Source organism: Acetobacter sp. ESL1128 (assembly GCF_058505085.1).
This window is the reverse complement of record NZ_CP196369.1, coordinates 2,011,446-2,030,410: the sequence shown is the minus strand read 5'-3', so window position 1 is coordinate 2,030,410 and position 18,965 is coordinate 2,011,446. Positions and strand designations below refer to the sequence as shown.

The window sequence follows — 18,965 nt, the reverse complement described above, 5'->3', positions numbered from 1 at the left end:
TTGGGGTCAACTCAGGTCGGGTTCGGGCATGCTGCCGGGGGCTCCGGCAGGCTGGTTGTTATAGTAGGCTTCTGCCAGTGTTATGGGCAACAGGTCCATAAGGCGTGAGCCCGCCGCCAGCCAGAGCGGAAAAGTGATGCGCCGCTCATTGCGCGCAAGCCCGCGCAGAATGCGGCGGCATGCGCTGTTAACATCGGTCAGGCCGGGCATGGGGAACGTGTTGCGCGCCACCATGGGCGTGTCCAGAAAACCACAGACAACGGAGCTGAGCAGAATACCCGCCTTTTTGGCGGTGCCCCCGGTTGCCACCATAAACCGGTCCACCGCCGCCTTGGCTGCACTGTAAGAGGGCGTACCGGGGAAGGAGACAAGCCCGGCTACGGAGGAAATGGCGCAGATACGCCCGCGCATGCCATCTGCGGCGCGGGGCTGGCTTTGCATCAGTTCCAGTGCGGGGAGCACGGTATTGAGCACGCCGGTCAGGTCGGTTGCAAAAATCCGGCGGATCTGGGCCTGTGGTTCGGTGGCAGCACTATCCGGGCCAGTGGGCCTGCGCGTGCCGCCGGTAATGCCCGCGCAGGCCAGAACCATGTCCACCCCACCTGTGCCATGCACCCATTGCGCCATGGCTGCGGTATCTGTGACATCGCATATGTTCAGGTGGACGGCAGCGCCACGGCTTATGCAGTGCCGCGCTGTTTCTTCCAGCCGTGCCGTGTTGCGCCCACCCAGCCAGAGCGTGCGGCCGGGCCGGGCCAGAGTCTGGGCCAGTGCGCGCCCCAGACCAGAGGATGCACCGGTTATGAGAACAGTGTTGTGTTGCATGGCAAGGTCCGCCTTCCTTGTGGCATAGAGCGCGGTGGCGCAGCATGGCCGCTTCTGGCATGAAGGGGCAAGAGCGTAAGTTTGAACAGACAGGGTGTGAAAAGAGCAGTATGGCGCACAATGGAACGGCTCATCCGGGTCATGCAACGCGGCGGGGCGTATGCCTTGTTATTTCTGCCCCTTCGGGTGCTGGCAAATCAACAATCGCCAATGCGCTGCGTGCGTCGGATACAAAACTCAAACATTCTGTGTCCGTGACCACGCGCCAGCCCCGACCGGGGGAAAAAGAGGGCGTGCACTACTATTTTCGGACCATGGAGCAGTTTGAGGCCATGGCGCAGGCGGGTGAACTGCTGGAATGGGCCATTGTGTTCGGCCGGGGCTACGGCACCCCCCGCGCGCCGGTGGAGCAGGCCCTTGCCGCAGGCCATGACATGGTGTTCGACATAGACTGGCAGGGACACCGGCAGATACGCGAAGCCCTGCCGGGGGATGTGATCAGCCTGTTTGTGCTCCCCCCCTCTCTGGAGGAACTGGAACGCCGCCTGCATGGCCGTGGTTCCGACCACCCGGATGAAATTGCCCGGCGTATGGCTGCCGCGCGGGATGAAATTTCGCACTGGCAGGAGTTTGATAGTGTTATCATCAACACAGAACTGGACCGGGCCGTGGCCGAGGCACGCTCCGTGCTGGTAGCGGGCCGCCTGCTAACGCGCAGGCAAACCGGACTTGCCGATTTTGTGGCCACCTTTGGTGCCTGAAAGCCCAACCTGCCCCGCGCCATATGCCAGACCCGCACCCGTAACAGGCCATTAATGTGAGCATGACAACACAGACCGACAAACCAAAGGAAGATGGCCTGCTGGGGCTGACCCTGCGCCAGCCCCCGGCCAATATTGAAGCCGAGCAAGCGCTGCTGGGCGCGTTGCTGACCAATAACCGGGCGTATGACCGGGTATCCGACTTTCTGGCCGGGGAGCATTTTGCCAACCGCGTGAACGGGCAGTTATATGCCGCCATTGCCCGCAGGATAGAAAACGGGCAACTGGCCGACCCCGTTACCATGCGCGCGGAGCTGGAAAACTCCGGCATGCTCGATAACGTGGGCGGCATGGCCTATCTGGCCAAACTGCTGACGTCCATGGTCGGGATTATTAACGCCGGGGATTACGGGCGCGCCATCCATGATGCGTGGATCCGCCGCCAGTTGATTGAGATTGGCGAAAATGTTGTTAACAGCGCCTTTGGGGCAACGGGGGACCTGTCCGGCCCTGACCAGATTGAGGCAGGGGAAGAAGCCCTGTTCAAACTGGCGACCGAAAAAGGCAAGGAGGGCGATTTTGTCGCCTTCAACAAGGCGCTCACAGGCGCAATCAATGTAGCAGCCCTTGCCTTCCAGAGCGAAGGGCACGTTACGGGCCTGACATCCGGCCTGCGGGATCTGGATAAAAAGACTGGTGGGCTGCATCCGTCCGATCTGCTTATCCTTGCAGGGCGTCCGGCCATGGGTAAAACGGCGCTGGCGACCAAGATTGCCTTTTCCGCCGCGCGCTCCCTGATGGACGACGCGGAGGAAAAAGGGGGCAAACCCAATGGGTCTGTTGCCATTTTCTCGCTCGAAATGTCGGCCGAGCAGCTTGCTACACGTATTTTGTCCGAACAGGCCGAGGTATCGGGCGAGCGTATCCGCCGGGGTGATATCGGGCAAAAGGAGTTTGACCGGTTTGTGCGGGTCAGCCACGAGTTGTCCCGCCTGCCATTGCTGATTGATGATACGCCTGCCATTTCGCTTTCTGCCATGCGTACGCGCTGCCGCCGCCTTAAACGCACGCAGGGGCTGAGCCTGATTGTGGTGGATTACCTCCAGCTTATGCGCCCCTCCGTTGGCACCCGCCCCGAAAGCCGCGTGCTCGAAATTTCCATGATCACGCAGGGCCTCAAGGCCATTGCCAAGGAACTGGAAGTGCCGGTTATTGCGCTGTCCCAGCTCTCCCGTCAGGTGGAAAGCCGTGAGGACAAGCGGCCAATGCTCTCTGACTTGCGTGAATCCGGCTCCATTGAGCAGGACGCCGATGCGGTGATGTTCGTCTATCGTGACGAATATTACCTGCAACAGCGTATGCCCAAGGAAACTGCCTATGATTCCATGGACAAATACGCAGTGGCCATGGACGAATGGCAGCGCAAGATGGGGCTGGTCCATAACAAGGCCGAACTGATTCTGGAAAAACAGCGTCATGGGCCAACAGGCACCATTAACCTGTTCTTCGAAGGCGAATACACACGCTTTGCCGATCTGGATAATATTCACGAGCAGTAATGCCCGCCACGTCTGGCTGGTGTGACCTGCGCGTAAAAAAGCCCGGCTCCCATAATGGGGCCGGGCTTTTTGCTGTTGTGGGCGGGCGCTTAGGGCGCGCGGACGGTCTGGCGGAATGTGACGGGGATCTCGTTTTCCTGAAACGCCTGCCAGATTGCAAACAGCGCGCTGCTGCGGGCGGTTTTTATTTCCACCCCGTCGCGTGCTTTGGCTGAGCCGGTCAGCACAGCCGAGCCATCGGCAACCGATGTCATGCTTACGGTCGGGGGGCTGTCCGGGTCGGTATCGGCACAGGCGCTCAGGGTGGCAATCACCACGCTGCTGGCCTTGTTCAGGTCCGAGGCAAAGGGCAGGTCCAGTTCCACGGTAAACACGCCGGGCTTTTGTGCCCGTGTGGCGTTTTTGACCGCGGATGTAATAAACTGCGAGTTCGGGACAATCATGGTGGATTTGTCGTCCAGCCTTATGTCCGTGGAGCGTACGCTAATGCGCTCCACCTTGCCGGTAACCCCGGCAATGGTCACCACATCCCCAACAGATACAGGGCGTTCGGCCATAAGAATAATGCCCGATACAAAGTTCTGCACAATGGATTGCAGGCCAAAACCAATCCCCACCGACAGGGCGCTGACAACCCATGTCATGCTTTTGACCGTAACCCCAAGGGCTGCAAACATGGCCAGCCCGATCAGGATCCATGCCGCATACCCCAGTATGCTCAGGATGGAGGCCTGTGCGCCTATGTCCAGATTGGTGGCGGGGAAAAACCTTTGCTGGAACCACGATTTAACAATTTTGATGGCCTGGTACCCCACCAGCGGCAAGGCAATGCACAGTAGAATGGCATCGAGCGAGACGGAGGATGTATTACTGTCCTCCGTGCCGTGGAACAGGGAGTAAAGCTGCTGCCATATCTGGGGCGGGTCAAAATTGGCGCCCGATGTGGCCACGGCATAGGCTACAGCCAGCAGCAGCACGTTGATCAGGCCGGGGATAAGAATACTGGCCTGATTGATCAGGCGCGGTGGCAGCCCCAGTTCCACCAGATGGCGGCCCAGCGGCGCGCGGGAGGCAAATAGTGCGCCCCCAATGGCGGTTGTGAGCATGGACAGCAGCAAGAGCGTGGTCATGCTCAGCGCCATGACGCTCACCCACGAGATCAGGGTATAGGCGAGGGGAATATAGCCCGAAAGTACTGCAATCCAGCAGATGATGGAAATACCCATGGCCATGCTACGTAGGAACTGCGCGAGTGGCGGGGTCTGCTCCGTTACGCCCGGTTCGGCATCTTCCTCCTGATCCTGTGCGGCTGTCAGGCGCAGCTTGCGCGGAATGGCAAACAGGAGCGGGCTGACCGCAAGAGTATAAAGCCCATCCATAAGCTGCACACTCAGCAGGGAAAGCCCGCTCTGCGTATCCACATAACGCAGGATGCCCCGCACGATCATGGCAATGGCCAACCATGCGGGGAACAGGCGCAGGCTGCGGGCCAGATCGTCCGACATGTTGAAAACACGCCATTCTGCCTTGCTGCTTAAAAAGCAGAACCCAAGCTCAAGCACCAACCCGCACAAGGGGGCTTGTGTGGCAACCATGCTGGCAAGCTGGTCCAGATCATCCCCCACGGCGGGGTTGTCAAATGCCAGCGTGTTCCAGAAAACCTGAAAGGAGATGGCGCAGGCCAGCACGCTTATTGCCCCGCACAGAACCGTTGCGGCAATGGGGCGCACGCGGCCTGTGGGCAAAAAGCGGCTACACAGCAGGCGCACGGGTTTGCGTGCGTTCAGCCACCCGACCAGCAGCAGAATGGATGCACACAGGCCCGCCAATGTTATAAAAACCCGTTTGCCGGTCAGGGCTGTTGCCAGCATGGCAAGGGTTTCGGCCCCAAGTGCATTCAGCCTGCGGCCATCCTGTGGTGCGCTTTGTACAAACTGCGACCAGAAGTTGACCCCAAGGGGGGAGGGCATCTGCTGCCACAGCGTGGCCTGCTGGATGGCGCTGTCATGCTGGCGCAGTTCATTTACGAGCTGCTGCGCCTCGACCTGATAAAGCCTGAGCCGGGTCATGCGGGCGGAAATATCTTTTTGCCGCCGGTTCAGGCTTGCGCGCTGTTCGGTAATGGATGCGGCTTCGGGCGGGTCATCCTTGGCGGGGGGCTTGCCCAGAATATCCACAAAGTTCTGGTAGATGTCCTGATACGGCTTGATCCGCGCCATCAACCTGTCTGTGCGTGTGGAAACCGCCGTTGCACGCTGGAGCAGCGCGCTCAGGTCCAGCGCACTGTGTCCTGCCTGCTGTTCCGCTATGCCACTTGTGTAGATCGAGCGGATTTCCGCCCCGATTTCATCAAGCGTTTTGTCAGAAACAATATCCTGCGCACTCATGATCAGGGGAGTAGGTGCACTGCCTGCCGTTACGGGCTGGTCGGTATTCTGCGCACCAGCCGGAGCGGACAGGCCGGGAAGGGAAAAGAGGAAGAGCGAAAGTAAAAAAACTACGCGGACAGGCATACGAAGCATCAGGCAACCTTGCGCCGTGGAGAAGAAACATTACGGCTTAAAACGATCAGGGCGGATAACAGGTTGCATGCCGCCATGGCGCAAAGCCGGGGAGCTTTATACCATGGCCGGATTAATGTGAGAAAAGTTTATCTTTTTTGAAAACGGTCTGGCGGCAAGGGCCATACTGTAGAGCATACGGGCATTACTGGCTTGCCCTTGCGTGGCCTGCGCCCGATGGCAGGACGTATTTTATACCCTGCTGCCAGCCGCCACGGGGTGCGTGGCGCTTATACCCGCCGGCACCCGGATAGCCCGCCCGGGGCACCCCGTGTTGTGCCCGGTGGGTTGCCTTGTGCGGGTTAGTTGTCGCTGCTGCTCAGGTGGTCGTGGTAGCCCAAGGGCTCCCACTGTGCGGGTTTGGTCAGTTGGTGCGGAGGGTGGTGGAACATTCCACAGGCGGAAAGTCCAAGCGCGCATGCCAGCAACAGAACCGCACGTTTCATTATGTGTCTTTCTCCACAAATGGATATGAGTGTCTCTATCTCATTCCCGCCTGCCATGGGCAAGGTAATTAGAAGGCCGTTAAAATCGTTATCGTCTTAATTCCATGGTAATCGGGCCTTGGCGGCGGCCGTGGGTAAACTGGTCCACGTAATCGTTGCCGCTATCCATGAGCGATGCCGCAGCCCCCTGCCAGACAAGTTTGCCCTTGTAGAGCATGGCGGCTTCATCCCCGATCCGCTGGGCGGAGGCCATGTCATGCGTAATGGCAATGGCGGTGGAGCCGAGCTTTTTAACGCAATCCACAATCAGCCCGTCAATGACAGCACCCATAATCGGGTCCAGCCCGGTTGTGGGTTCATCAAAAAACAGAATGTTGGGCTGGGCAGCAATGGCGCGCGCCAGCCCGACACGTTTTTGCATGCCGCCAGACAGCTCGGAAGGGAACAGGTCCCCCACGGAAGGGGCCAGCCCCACCTGCTCCAGAATGGCCCCGGCCTTGTCGCGTGCATTGGCACGGGTCAGCTTGTTGAGGGCGAGCAGGCCAAAGGTCACGTTTTCCCATACGGGCAGGCTGTCAAACAGCGCGCCGTTCTGGAACAGCATGCCAATTTCGCTACGGAGCTGGTCGCGCCGCTTGGCGGAGGCTGCAAGTACGTCCTCGCCATCAATTTCAATACTGCCCGAATCCGGGGTCATCAGGCCCAGAATGCAGCGGAGCAGAACGGACTTGCCAGAGCCTGACCCGCCAATAATGACAAACGACGTTCCCTGCGGCACATCGAGCGAAATGCCATCGAGCACCTTTTTATCCCCGAAGGATTTGTGCAGGTCCCGAATACGGATTTTGGGGGGAGCACTGGTCATGCTCTGGTCCATGGCTGCGGCACTCATTGTGAAAAGAACAGGTCTGTAATCAGGTAGTCAAAGGCCAGCAGTAGAATGGAGGCCACCACAACGGCCGATGTGGTGGCAGAGCCTACGCCCTCGGCCCCGCCCTTGCTGTTATAGCCATAATAGCAGCCCATGAGCGTGATCAGGAACCCGAACAGCCCGGCCTTAACCAGACCCACCGTTACGTCCATGACCTTAACCGAGTTAAGCGTTGCCGTAATATAAGCGGTGGGAGAAAACCCGAGCTTGACCACGGCAACCGTAAAGCCACCAGCCACCCCCAGTACGTCTGCCACCAGAACCAGCAGGGGCAGGGCGATCATGCCTGCCAGCAGGCGGGGGGCGACCAGATACTTCATGGGGTTGGTGGAGAGCGTGCTCAGCGCATCAATCTGGTCAGTCACGCGCATGGTACCAATCTGGGCGGCCATGGCGGCCCCCACACGGCCAGCCACCATAAGGCCAGCCAGCACGGGCCCAAGTTCGCGGGTTACGGCCAGCACCACAATCCCGGCTATGGCGCTCTGGGCGTGGTACTGTGCAAAACCCGTATAGGATTGCAGCGCAATAACCCCGCCCGAGAACAGGGCGGTCAGGGCCACAACCGGCAGGGAGAAAAACCCGGTTTCCAGAAATGTGCGTACAAACACACGCCCATAGAACGGTGGCCGCAGAATGTGGGACAACCCCGCCAGTGCAAAGAGCGCGAGAGCGCCCGCACTGCGGATAAGCGAGAGTGTGGCGCGGCCTGTGCGGGCCACAAGATCAAGCACCATATCCATGGGTTCGGGCTGTCTGTTCCTGTTGTGTGTGGTCTGGGTCTGCTGTGGTGTGAGCCGTAACCCGTTCGGGCCGGGTTCGTCAAAGCATGGTTTTGTTTTGTCGGCCCTGAAGGGAGGCCACGCACTGGTGTGGTGTGGGGCACTGCCTGTGCCGGGGCTTGAGTTTGTTCTTGTTTTATTCCATTTATAACGCTCCAGCAGGGCAGGAACAGGGGAGTCTTCGTGGCCAAAAAAACGTCCCGCCAGTATGTGTGCAAAGCGTGCGGCGCTGTTCATGCCAAGTGGGCAGGCCAGTGTGATGCCTGCCAGGAATGGAACACGCTGGAAGAAATGGCCGTGGAGCCTCTGGCGGCCTCCTCGGCATCCCCCCGCGCAGGCAAGGGGCGGCGCGTGCAACTGCACGGGCTGGGGGGCAAGGTTGAACTTCCCCCGCGCACGGGCACGGGTATTGCGGAGCTGGACCGGGTGCTGGGCGGCGGGCTGGTTCCGGCCTCTGTGGTGCTGGTCGGGGGGGACCCGGGTATTGGCAAATCCACCCTGCTGTTGCAGGCGGCCAGCCGTCTGGCGGGCAAGGGGGAGCGGGTTCTCTACATTTCGGGGGAAGAGGCGGTAGACCAGATCCGCCTGCGCGCCATCCGTCTGGGGGTTGCGGAATCCAGTCTGGACCTGGCGGCCTCCATTAACGTTGCGGATATTGTGGCAACGCTTGAGGCCGAGCCGGACGTTAAGGTGGTGGTGATCGATTCCATCCAGACCATGTGGCTGGAAACGGTGGATAGCGCGCCCGGAACAGTCTCGCAGGTGCGGGCCTGCGCGTTTGAGCTGATCAGGGCGGCCAAGCGCCGGGGCTTCAGCCTTATTCTGGTCGGGCATGTGACCAAGGAGGGCGCACTGGCTGGCCCGCGTGTGCTGGAGCACATGGTGGATGCGGTCATGTATTTTGAAGGCGACCGGGGGCACCAGTTCCGTATTCTGCGCGCTGCCAAAAACCGCTACGGCGCGACAGATGAGATTGGCGTATTCGCCATGACAGACCGTGGGCTGGAGGAGGTCAGCAATCCTTCTGCCCTGTTTTTGGCCGAGCGGCGGGGCAATATTGCCGGTTCCGCCGTGTTTGCCGGGCTGGAAGGGTCGCGCCCCGTGCTGCTGGAGGTGCAGGCGCTGCTCTCCCCCAAAGGGGGGGATGGCGCGCCCCGCCGGGCCGTGGTGGGGTGGGACAGCGGGCGTCTGGCCATGCTGCTGGCGGTGCTGGAAACACGTTGCGGGCTCAAGCTATCGGGCATGGATGTTTACCTTAATGTGGCCGGTGGGCTTCGGGTGGTTGAGCCTGCGGCCGATCTGGCTGTGGCAGCGGCTCTGGTTTCTGCCGCCAGTGGTGTACCCACAAGCCCCGGTGCCGTGTATTTTGGAGAGGTCGGGTTATCGGGGGAGGTCAGGCAGGTGTCGCAGGCGGATGCACGGCTTAAGGAGGCCGCCAAGCTGGGCTTTACACAGGCCGTTCTGCCACGCCGCATAGCCCGGGGGAGCGCGCGCTCCCGCCCGCCAGAAGGCATGAGCCTGCTTGAGTTGGGCCATATTTCCGATCTGGTTGGCCCGGATGTGGAGGCGGAATAATATCCGTATGGCATTGCAAGTCGTGTTGGAGCGCGCTATAAGCCGCCCACGCGCTATTGCGGATGTAGTTCAATGGTAGAACGGCAGCTTCCCAAGCTGCATACGGGGGTTCGATTCCCCTCATCCGCTCCATGCGTGCTTTCCCCTAAATAATTCTGGAAAAAAATATTTTTCGGTCCACGCCAAACCTGCTTCTCGGCATGGTGGGGTGTAGGGGCTGTGTGTCTGCATTTTACCCGCAATAAGCGGGTGCGGCAGGCCATGCTTTATGTATCCATTAAAATATATTGGGCGGGCGCGGTTAACAGGGGCTGAATTGATTACTGTGTATATTATTTCGGTGTCGGTATATTAAGGTTATTTTTCAGGATGAACCGTAAAAGAAACGATATAAAATTATCCCATTACTTGTATCTGTAGTGGAGTGGTTTAAAGAATACATAAGTAAGGATGGTGCGTATTTTTTCTTATATCATCTTGAACATATTATAGGATAATGCGATGATTATATGTCATTGCTTGGCCCGGACTGTGGGTGCGCGGGTTCTATAGCTTATTTTCAAGGGGAGTGCTTCTGGGCGTGACTGGTCTGCTGCAAACACCCAAAAATCATGTTGGCCTGTTCCGTTACGCTCCCGCTCAGGCTGTGCAGCCATACCCTGCTGGCAGGGGGCGCGCATGTTCTGCCCGTGCGGCGGGGGCAGGGCTTTCCGGCGCGCTCAGGTTTGGTTTCTGTTCCCTGTTGCTCAGCATGCTGGGCGAGATCGTGCCCGCACAGGCAGAACAGACGCTTATCTCGATTAGTGGCGTCACTATCCAGAGCGGGCTGGATATTGGGGGGGCTGCGTTCCATCTGCCGCACACCAATTTTGGCGGTGGGTCCTACGCGCCCCGGGCTTCGGGTGGTTACACACGCCATGCAAACACGACCTATGGCGAACTGTATGGCAAGCCCATGCTTAAGGGGGAATGGAAGACCGGCTGGGGGTTTGACGTCATTGGCAATGCCTCAGCCATTGGTGCAACCACCCTGGGGGATGGGGATGCCGAGCAGGTTTCGCAAACATCGGGTACCCCACGCTCGATCTATCTGGAAGAAGCCTATGCCGGAGTGCGTGTGCCGGTGCGTCTGGCGGGCGGGCATCAGGTTTTTACCGTTCAGGGCGGACGTCAGGCTTTTGCGGTGGATGACGGGTTTTTGATCGGCAAGGGCACCTATAGCTCGGGTGAGCGCGGGGCATGGTGGTATGCGCCCCGTTTTGCTTTTTCCGGCCCCGGGGTGATCAAGCTGGAAGGCGACCCCATCCGCGCCGATGTGTTCATGCTTGAAAGCAATTCGGATAACGATATTGACCGGGGCTTTGACCGGCCCAAAACCAGTTTTGTCGGGTTTGACGTGACATGGTTTGCCAACAAGGCTGGCGGGCATGGGGCATCGGTTTATGCCGACCGCGCCGCTTATGTAACGCTCACCTATTTTCATGTGCGGGATGCCGATACATCCGCCCATTATGATTATTCAACCCGTGCGGACCGGAATGGCATGAATGTGGCTGCCCTGAGCTGGGGGGGCACGGTGCTGCCGGTCAAGGCCATGGGTATTTCCAAGAACTTTACGTTCTATGGCAATTTTGTTTCGGAGCAGAACAGCCACCCGGGCAACGGGTATAAGGGGGTCTCGGCTTACGGAATGTATTTTGAGCCGGGCTATACGTTTTCCATGCTGCCATGGACCCCGCATGTTTTTTACCGTTACACCCGCTTTGGTGGCGGCAAAAATGCCAAGGGGGGCGTCAAGCACAACTACGATACGTTCTTTTTGTATGATGGTAAGCGCTACACTTATGGCGGCTACTGGCCGGGCGAAATTGTGGGCATGTATCTGGCCCCTCTGTCCGATCTGGAGGACCACCAGATTGACCTGACCGTGATCCCCCCCGTGCACCTGATTCGCCCGGGTGATCAGGTCAAGCTTGGTCTGCATTTTTATGACCTGTCGCTTATCCATGTTTCGGGCATGGGGCTCAAAAACACCGGCCGCCACGTGTCGGACGAGCTGGATGCCTCGGTTGAATACACGCTGGACGAAAACACATCCGCCGCACTGGCTGGCGGGGCCGCCTTTGCCGGACCGGCAGGGCGGGCCCTGTCTAAAGCCGGGGTGCCGGGGAGCCAGCCCATGCCCAAAATTGGCCATCACGCCGGAGTGGTTGAGGCATATTTTTACAAGCACTTTTAAGGGGCATTTCCCAGTTTATTCCTCTTGAGTTATGAACGCACCAAGCCAACAAGAATAAAGGACCCCTCAATGGCTGAGCAGAACACCAAGCCCACCGTTAAACCTGCCACCGGGCTACGGAGCCGCCACATCGCCATGATCGCGCTGGGCGGGACCATTGGCGCGGGTCTGTTTGTGGGGAGCGGGGCTGCAATTCAGGCGACAGGTCCGGCGGTTCTGCTGGCTTTTGTCATGGTCGGGCTACTGGTTATTCTGGTCATGCGCATGCTGGGCGAGATGGTGGTGGCAGACCCCGGCCGTGGTTCGTTTGTAGAATATATCCGCGCCGCACACGGGGACAGGCTGGGTTTTACCTCGGGCTGGCTTTACTGGTTTTTCTGGGTTGTGGTGCTGGGGAGCGAGGCCATAGCCGGAGCAATCCTGATTCAGGACTGGATTCACCTGCCAATATGGGTGTTGTCCATTGGGCTGATCGTGCTGCTTAAACTGGTCAATTTTGCGGCTCCACGCGTGTTTGGGGAATGCGAGTTCTGGCTTTCCGCGGTCAAGGTGTTCAGCATTCTGGCTTTTGTGGCTGTTGGCGCGCTGTATGTGGTGCATGTTTTTGGCCCCGGCGTACCGGCATGGCATAACCTTGTGGGGCATGGTGGCCTTATGCCGCATGGTATTGTGGCGGTGCTGTCCATTATTCCCACCATTCTGTTCACCATGATGGGGTCGGAAATTGCAACGGTTGCGGCCGGCGAATCCCCCGAGCCGGACAAGAACGTGGCACGGGTTACCCGCAGCCTTGGTACACGCGTAACCCTGTTCTATCTGGCCTCTGTTGCCATGATCCTGCTTGTTGTGCCCTGGAACAGCATTGTGGCCGGGCGCTCCCCCTTTGTAACCGCCATGGATACAATGGGCATTCCCGGTGCGGGCATGATGATGCGCATTGTGGTGCTGAGCGCCATTCTCTCCTGCCTTAACTCCGCCATGTATATTACCTCGCGCGTGTTGACCGAACTGGCCGCACAGGGCGATGCTCCGGCGTTCCTGACCCGCCGTTCCGCCAGTTCCGCGCCAAGGCTGGCCATTACGGTCAGCAGCATTGCGGGCACTCTGGTGGCGTTTTCCTCCATTCTGGCGCCGCAGACCATTTTTGCGTTTCTGCTGAGTTGTAGCGGTGGGGTTATCCTGCTGATCTACAGCCTGATTGTAACTGCTTATATCACCACCCGTTTTGTAGCCCGCCGGAATGGGACAGAAAAAGGGAATTACACGCTGTTCCTGTTCCCGCTGTGCAATTACGCAACCCTTGCCGGTGTGGTGCTGGTGTTTGTTGCCATGCTGATCAACCCCGAGGAGCGTATGACCGCTCTGGCAACGCTGGGTACATCGGTGGTCTGCTACGCTCTGGCATCCTACTTTGCCATGCAGAACAAACAGACCGTCTGATTTTTAGCCTTACCCCGTAAACCAGAAAGGCCCGCCAGTTATGGCGGGCCTTTCTGGTTTTGGCTCCTTCGGGCTGTGCCCAAAGGCCATGACTGCGGCACAGGTTTTTACGGAATGCTCATCCGGTCCAGATGGAAGGCCAGCGGGTGTTTGCGCAGCAGAAGCAGGCCGCCCGCCACAACAATGGTGCCGCCAGCCAGCGCAATGCCCAAAGAGACACTTCTGCCAGAAACCAGCGTGCCAATGGCCGCCCCCACAAACAGGCTTAAAATAGCCGCAACACGGCGCAGGGTGCCAGAACTGCTCCCCCCGGCAGCGGAACTGTTATGGGCAAGCCCGTGCAGCACCATGGTGGCTGCGGGTAAAACCATGTCGGGCAGTTTGGCGTGCCGTGTGGCCGATGTCTGCAACCCCATGGCGCAGGAGAGCAGGGCCAGAGTGACGTAAATATCGCCCGGAATATTGGCCGACCAGATCCACGCTGCAAGGCCGACCATAGCCCCCACGCCCAGCAGAATATCCCCCACAATGGCCCGAATGCTGCGTTGGCGGCGGACGAGCCGCCCCCCGAGCATGGCCCCCAGAAAATAAAAGCCAATGGCCTCCAGCCCCGAAAGCACAATGGCCTGAGACGTTGCGATGTTGACGGCCATCAGAATAATGGTGGCGGTCATGTAGCCTGCAAAAATCTTGAGATGCAGCAGAGAAATGGCGTCCAGCATGCCCATGGCCATGGTAACAAGCAAAATGGCAATGACCAGTTTGGCATCATGCCCCGCGCGGGTTGTCATTGTATCTCCTGATGACATGAAAAAGGGAAAACGGTGGCCCAGCGGTATAAGCCGCCGGTATGGGCGTGTTGTAACACTTCGGGCGGTCACGGAAAAATGATCTTAGTTGGATGGTGCCATGCTCCGCAGCGCAGCATGGCCCGCATGGGTTGAACAAAAAAAGGCCCGGCACAGCAGCCGGGCCTAAAGCAGAATAAGGCTGATCCTGTTAGTTCAGGGTCATCAGGCTGGCGTTGCCCCCTGCTGCCGTGGTGTTGATGCTGCGCGACTGCTCCTCCAGCACGGCTTCTATCGAAGGCAGGCCGTTCTGGGTGATATAGGCCGACACAATAGGTCCGTTGCTGGCAGCCAGTTGGGCACGTGTGGCGTTGAATGCCGCGTTGTCCGCATCGCTTAGCAAAATGCTGCATGTGAGGGATTTGGCGGAGGAAACCGGCCGTACAAACTGCCCAATAGATGCTGGCAGGGTTGCAATGGCAGCCAGAACCGTGGCGTCCGCCAGAATGGCTGCGGTGTTCCCGCCCGCCAGAGTGAGGGAAATCTGGTCATAAAGCCCTGCTGTGGTCTGGGCCATGCACAACACCGCGCCACGTGCGCCCAGCCTGTACAGGTTCAGTTCTCCCACAGGGCCGGGCAGAGTGATCTGGGCGTTGGTCAGCGGCTGGCTGGCAAGGGCATGGGCGCGCTGGGCGGCTTCGCTTTCGCCTTGCGTGCGGAGCCAGTCTACCCATTCGGTCATGGCCTGTGGGGTCGTGCCGCGTGCAATCTGTGGCAGGGGGGGCACCTGTGCCAGCAGGCGGCGCAGAATAAGCGGTCCCCCCGCTTTTGGCCCCGTGCCAGACAGGCCACGCCCGCCAAAAGGCTGCACGCCTACAACTGCGCCAATGGTGTTGCGGTTGACGTAAAGATTGCCCGCTTCCACCTGTTCCAGAACGCTCTGCACGGTGGAATCCAGCCGGGTATGCAGGCCAAAGGTCAGGCCGTAACCGGTGGCGTTAATGTCTGCCAGCACAGAGGCAAGCTGGGCGCGTGGGTAGCGCAGCACATGCAGGACGGGACCAAACACTTCCTGCCCGACGTCCCGAATGGACATGACCTCGATCAGTGTTGGCGGCACAAAGCTGCCATTGGCACAGTGGTCTGGTACGGGCAGGGCGTGGACCGGGGCGTTTTTGCTGCGGAAGGCCTCAATATGCGTGGTAATGCCGGCAGCGGCTTCGGGGGTAATGACTGGCCCCACATCGGTTGCCAGAATGCTGGGGTTGCCCAGCCGCAGTTCCTGCATGGCGCCGCGCAGCATGGCCAGAACGTGGTCCGCGCAGTCGTCCTGCACGCATAGGATACGCAGGGCGGAGCAGCGCTGGCCTGCACTGTCAAACGCCGAGGCCAGAACATCGGCCACAACCTGCTCTGCCAGTGCCGACGAATCCACGATCATGGCGTTCTGCCCGCCGGTTTCGGCCACAAATGGCACGGGCTGGCCGGTGGCTGTGCGCCGGTCGAGCAACTGGCGGTTGATCAACTGAGCCACAGCGGTGGAGCCGGTGAACATGACCCCCATAATCCGGGCATCGCCGACAAGGGCTGCCCCCACGTCGCCCTCACCGGGCAGGAGTTGCAGGGCAGGGGCGGGTATGCCTGCTTCGTGCAGAAGGGCCACGGCCACGGCTGCAATCAGGGGTGTTTCTTCCGCCGGTTTGGCAATTACGGCGTTACCAGCGGCAAGGGCTGCGGCAATCTGGCCAATAAAAATGGCAAGTGGGAAGTTCCACGGGCTAATGCAGGCCACAACACCAAGGGGAACATGGGTCGTGTTATTAAAATCACGCTGGATGGTGGTGGCGTAGTAACGTAGGAAGTCCACCGCCTCGCGGATTTCGGCCACAGCGTTGGGGAGGGATTTGCCGGCTTCTCGGCAGATCAGGGCCATAAGGGCTGGGTGGCGGTCTTCCAGCAGGTTGGCGGCTTTAAGCAGGCACTCCGCCCGTGCAGCGGGGGGCTGGGCTGCCCAGTCCGCAAAGCCTTTTTGTGCGGCGTCCACCGCCTGTTTTACGGTTTCCGGCGTGGCGTAGGTAACGTGGCCGACCAGATCCCGCCGGTCGGCGGGGTTAGTTACCGGGTGCTGGGTGCCTCCGGGTGTTGCGCCGGGCACAATGGGGGCAGCCTGCCACTGCTGGGGAGCCGCTGCAATGCCTGCTGCCAGTGCCTCAAGTGCGCGGTCATCGGCCAGATCAATCCCTGCGGAGTTCTGGCGTTCTGGCGCAAACAGGTCGAGCGGTTTGCGGATTTCGGAATGAGGGGCCCCAAACGGCGTGTAGCGCTGAGCGGATGTGATGGGGTTTTCAATCAGGGAGGAAACGGCAATGGCGCTATCCCCGATCTGGTTGACAAAGGAGGAGTTTGCCCCGTTTTCCAGCAGGCGGCGGACCAGATAGGCCAGCAGTGTCTCATGCGTGCCAACCGGCGCGTAAATGCGTGCGGGGCGGTTGAGTTTGCCTGCCCCGACAACCTGACGGTAGAGAGGTTCGCCCATGCCATGCAGGCATTGGAACTCGTAAGACCCGATCTCGTATTTTTGTCCTGCCAGTGTGTAAATGGTGGCAAGGGTGCGGGCGTTGTGGGTGGCAAACTGGGGGAAAATCACATCCCGCGCGTTCAGCAGTTTGCGCGCACAGGCAATGTAGCTGATGTCTGTATGGCATTTGCGGGTGTACACGGGGTAGTCCGCCATACCCTCGACCTGCGCTTTTTTAATTTCGCTGTCCCAATAGGCACCTTTAACAAGGCGCACCATAATCCGCCGGTTGGTGCGCTTTGCCAGATCAATAATGTAATCCAGCACAAAGGGGGCGCGCTTGCCGTAGGCCTGCACCACAAAGCCAATACCGTTCCAGCCTTCCAGCCCCGGTGTGGCGCACAGGGCTTCCAGCAGGTCGAGCGAAATATCAAGCCGCTCGCTTTCTTCGGCATCAATGTTGATGCCAATGTCATACTGGCGGGCGAGCAGGGTCAGTTCCTGCACAACGGGCAGAAGTTCCCCCATGACCCGCGCATGCTGGGCGCGGGCATAGCGTGGGTGCAGGGCGGAAAGTTTGATGGAAATGCCGGGGCGTTCGTAAACATTGCCCCCTTTGGCGCTGCGGCCGATAACGTTAATGGCGTTAATGTAGTCCTGCCGGTAACGCTGGGCATCTGCTGCGGTGTAGGCGGCCTCCCCGAGCATGTCGTAGGAATAGGCGAAGCCGGTTTCTTCAAGCTTTGCGCTGTTCTTGCGGGCCTGCTCAATGGTCTGGCCCAGCACAAACTGTTCGCCCATCATGCGCATGGCGGCATCCACGGCTTTGCGAATAACGGGGCGTGTGCTCCGCTCCACAAAACCCATGAGCGCGCCAGAGAGCGTTTTGTCATTATGCTCGGCCACCACGCGGCCCGTCAGGGCCAGCCCCCATGCGGCGGCGTTGGCAAAGAGCGGTTTGCCGCGCCCTACGTGGGAGAGCCAGTCGCTCTCACCAATCTTGTCCTGAATAAGCGCATCGCGCGTTGCCATGTCGGGAATACGCAGCAGGGCTTCGGCCAGACACATCAGCGCCACGCCCTCGGCGGAGGAAAGGGCAAATTCCTGCACCAGTGTTTCCACCAGTCCGGGGTTGCGCTGGCTACGCAGGGTTTCGGCCAGTCTGGTGGCCAGTGCGGCTACGGCGTTGTCCTCTGGCGCGCTTAGCGTTGCGGCGGGGGCCAGAGCCTCCACGCATGTCTGCTCGGGACGGCGGATTGCCTGGGTAATCGCTTTGCGCAGCGGCGTGCGGGAGGAAAAATCGGGGGCAAATGTGTTGGTAGAGGACATGGCGTTGTTCATCCGAATCAACCGCCAAACCGAGCCGCTGCGGGTGCGCAGGTTGGTTTTGGCTTCACAATGATTTTTTCGCTCTGACACGATAATATATGATTTGCAACATCATATATTATTCAATCAGGTATGATACGTCGGCCAAACAAACAAGTGTTTGTAAAATATAGATTTTTATAAGCTAAAAATGCTCAGCCCAAGCTGTGCCCGGCCTGCCTGCGGCGGAAGACATCTACCGAGATTCTGGAAGCTTCCAGAATATGGATGCGCGTCAGCCGTGCGCACAAATCTGCGTCCCGGTCACGGCAGGCGTCCAGAATAGCCTTGTGCTCGTCATGGGTAATGGTTGTGCGGCCTTCTATAATCAGATGACCGCGTATGTAGCGGTCCAGTCTGGTGTTCAGGTCCTCTATCATTTCCAGCAGGCGCGGGCGGGGGGCTGCGGCATAAATGGAGTTGTGGAAGGCACGGTTAAGAGCGCCAGAGCGGATCATGCCCTGCGGGCCTTCCACACCGGCGACAAAGGCCTCGTAAGCGTCTTCCACACGGGCAAAATCCACGCGGCTCATGTTGCGCACACCCTCGGCTGCGGCCTGTTCTTCCAGCACTGCGCGAATCTGGGAGTATTCCAGAATATCGGCTTCATCCAGACCAATAACCAGAGCACCCTTGTTGGGCGTAAACGCGACCAGCCCTTCGGCCTCAAGGTGTTTGAGCGCTTCACGCACGGGGATAATGCTAACCCCGAACCCAGCCGCCAGCTCAGACTGGGGCAGGGCGCGGCCTGCTTGTAGCTGGTCTTCCAGTATGGCCTTGCGCAAAGCCGTGCAGATGCTCTCTGACGCGGTGCCATGCGGTGCAATTTCAACACTCTTGAAAAGGCTGGCAGGCAGCATGTCGGTATAAGCTCCCGCTTAAATTTGTTACGGACTCGTTAAGGTTGTTATAGAATGGATGCCCGAACTGTTCAATCGGCCAGCCTGCCTGCAACGTGTATCGGGCCGGTGGATTGGGGGTTGAATGTTATATCACCTGATCGTGATGGCCCGATGGCAGGGCAGAAAAACACCCCCGCCGTGTTGGCTCGTTCTGCCCCACAAAGGGAAGATTGCCCTGCCAGAGCAGGGTTTGGCAATGGGGGCAGCCTGCGCTGGGTATTAGCCCGACAATGCCAGCAACATTACAGAAGACAAAGATAATATCGTAAT

General features: G+C 59.3%; 13 protein-coding genes and 1 tRNA gene. 6 read left to right on the top strand and 8 right to left on the bottom strand.

The annotated features are described in order from the left end of the window. Positions 1-6: 6 nt before the first annotated feature. Positions 7-825, bottom strand: coding sequence for an SDR family NAD(P)-dependent oxidoreductase (locus ACSYTG_RS09370; protein ID WP_489783803.1), 819 nt, complete (start codon positions 823-825; stop codon positions 7-9). Positions 826-935: 110 nt separating this feature from the next. Here ACSYTG_RS09370 and gmk point away from each other — a divergent pair, with 110 nt between their 5' ends. Then, positions 936-1,586: a guanylate kinase gene (gmk, locus tag ACSYTG_RS09365; RefSeq protein WP_086645378.1), complete on the top strand. Its 651-nt coding sequence runs from the start codon at positions 936-938 to the stop codon at positions 1,584-1,586. A 62-nt stretch (positions 1,587-1,648) separates the two neighbouring features. Continuing rightward, positions 1,649-3,145, top strand: a complete 1,497-nt coding sequence (locus tag ACSYTG_RS09360) for a replicative DNA helicase (protein WP_086645231.1) — start codon at positions 1,649-1,651, stop codon at positions 3,143-3,145. Positions 3,146-3,234: 89 nt separating this feature from the next. Here ACSYTG_RS09360 and ACSYTG_RS09355 read toward each other — a convergent pair whose 3' ends face one another. The 4 genes from ACSYTG_RS09355 to ACSYTG_RS09340 form a co-directional block, all read right to left on the bottom strand. Beyond that, positions 3,235-5,658 carry a DUF3772 domain-containing protein gene (locus ACSYTG_RS09355; protein ID WP_373321585.1) on the bottom strand — a complete coding sequence of 808 codons (2,424 nt, stop codon included), beginning with the start codon at positions 5,656-5,658 and terminating at the stop codon, positions 3,235-3,237. Positions 5,659-6,008: 350 nt separating this feature from the next. Next, positions 6,009-6,152: a hypothetical protein gene (locus tag ACSYTG_RS09350; protein WP_165925134.1), complete on the bottom strand. Its 144-nt coding sequence runs from the start codon at positions 6,150-6,152 to the stop codon at positions 6,009-6,011. Between the two features lie 88 nt (positions 6,153-6,240). Further along, complete coding sequence (locus ACSYTG_RS09345; RefSeq protein WP_179290102.1) at positions 6,241-7,029, bottom strand: ABC transporter ATP-binding protein; 789 nt, start codon at positions 7,027-7,029, stop codon at positions 6,241-6,243. Positions 7,030-7,040: 11 nt separating this feature from the next. Further along, complete coding sequence (locus ACSYTG_RS09340; protein WP_086645233.1) at positions 7,041-7,826, bottom strand: MlaE family ABC transporter permease; 786 nt, start codon at positions 7,824-7,826, stop codon at positions 7,041-7,043. 222 nt (positions 7,827-8,048) lie between these two features. Between ACSYTG_RS09340 and radA the strand changes: the two genes are divergently transcribed. From radA to ACSYTG_RS09320, 4 genes are all read left to right on the top strand, one after another. After that, entirely contained in the window at positions 8,049-9,440 is a 1,392-nt protein-coding gene (gene radA / locus ACSYTG_RS09335; protein ID WP_489783802.1) for a DNA repair protein RadA, read from the top strand. Positions 9,441-9,498: 58 nt separating this feature from the next. Further along, positions 9,499-9,572, top strand: a tRNA-Gly gene (locus ACSYTG_RS09330). Positions 9,573-10,191: 619 nt separating this feature from the next. Next, complete coding sequence (locus ACSYTG_RS09325; protein WP_086645380.1) at positions 10,192-11,679, top strand: hypothetical protein; 1,488 nt, start codon at positions 10,192-10,194, stop codon at positions 11,677-11,679. Between the two features lie 69 nt (positions 11,680-11,748). After that, entirely contained in the window at positions 11,749-13,119 is a 1,371-nt protein-coding gene (locus ACSYTG_RS09320) for an amino acid permease (protein WP_489783801.1), read from the top strand. A gap of 107 nt (positions 13,120-13,226) precedes the next feature. Here ACSYTG_RS09320 and ACSYTG_RS09315 read toward each other — a convergent pair whose 3' ends face one another. From ACSYTG_RS09315 to ACSYTG_RS09305, 3 genes are all read right to left on the bottom strand, one after another. Beyond that, positions 13,227-13,910, bottom strand: coding sequence for a YoaK family protein (locus ACSYTG_RS09315; protein ID WP_095349077.1), 684 nt, complete (start codon positions 13,908-13,910; stop codon positions 13,227-13,229). 208 nt (positions 13,911-14,118) lie between these two features. Further along, positions 14,119-17,844 (bottom strand): bifunctional proline dehydrogenase/L-glutamate gamma-semialdehyde dehydrogenase PutA, encoded by a 3,726-nt coding sequence (putA, locus tag ACSYTG_RS09310; RefSeq protein ID WP_489783800.1) that lies wholly within the window; start codon positions 17,842-17,844, stop codon positions 14,119-14,121. 104 nt (positions 17,845-17,948) lie between these two features. Next, the gene (locus tag ACSYTG_RS09305) at positions 17,949-18,653 is read right to left on the bottom strand and encodes a GntR family transcriptional regulator (RefSeq protein ID WP_086645238.1); all 705 of its coding nucleotides are present in this window, start codon (positions 18,651-18,653) and stop codon (positions 17,949-17,951) included. Between the last annotated feature and the right edge of the window lie 312 nt (positions 18,654-18,965).

Bases quoted from the DNA above. Each gene is read 5' to 3' on its own strand.
- ACSYTG_RS09315 (WP_095349077.1), bottom strand. From the start codon at position 13,910: ATGACAACCCGCGCGGGGCATGATGCCAAACTGGTCATTGCCATTTTG.
- ACSYTG_RS09320 (WP_489783801.1), top strand. From the start codon at position 11,749: ATGGCTGAGCAGAACACCAAGCCCACCGTTAAACCTGCCACCGGGCTA.
- ACSYTG_RS09325 (WP_086645380.1), top strand. From the start codon at position 10,192: ATGCTGGGCGAGATCGTGCCCGCACAGGCAGAACAGACGCTTATCTCG.
- ACSYTG_RS09345 (WP_179290102.1), bottom strand. From the start codon at position 7,029: ATGGACCAGAGCATGACCAGTGCTCCCCCCAAAATCCGTATTCGGGAC.
- ACSYTG_RS09355 (WP_373321585.1), bottom strand. From the start codon at position 5,658: ATGCCTGTCCGCGTAGTTTTTTTACTTTCGCTCTTCCTCTTTTCCCTT.
- ACSYTG_RS09370 (WP_489783803.1), bottom strand. From the start codon at position 825: ATGCAACACAACACTGTTCTCATAACCGGTGCATCCTCTGGTCTGGGG.
- gmk (WP_086645378.1), top strand. From the start codon at position 936: ATGGCGCACAATGGAACGGCTCATCCGGGTCATGCAACGCGGCGGGGC.
- ACSYTG_RS09305 (WP_086645238.1), bottom strand. From the start codon at position 18,653: ATGCTGCCTGCCAGCCTTTTCAAGAGTGTTGAAATTGCACCGCATGGC.
- ACSYTG_RS09350 (WP_165925134.1), bottom strand. From the start codon at position 6,152: ATGAAACGTGCGGTTCTGTTGCTGGCATGCGCGCTTGGACTTTCCGCC.
- ACSYTG_RS09340 (WP_086645233.1), bottom strand. From the start codon at position 7,826: ATGGATATGGTGCTTGATCTTGTGGCCCGCACAGGCCGCGCCACACTC.
- ACSYTG_RS09360 (WP_086645231.1), top strand. From the start codon at position 1,649: ATGACAACACAGACCGACAAACCAAAGGAAGATGGCCTGCTGGGGCTG.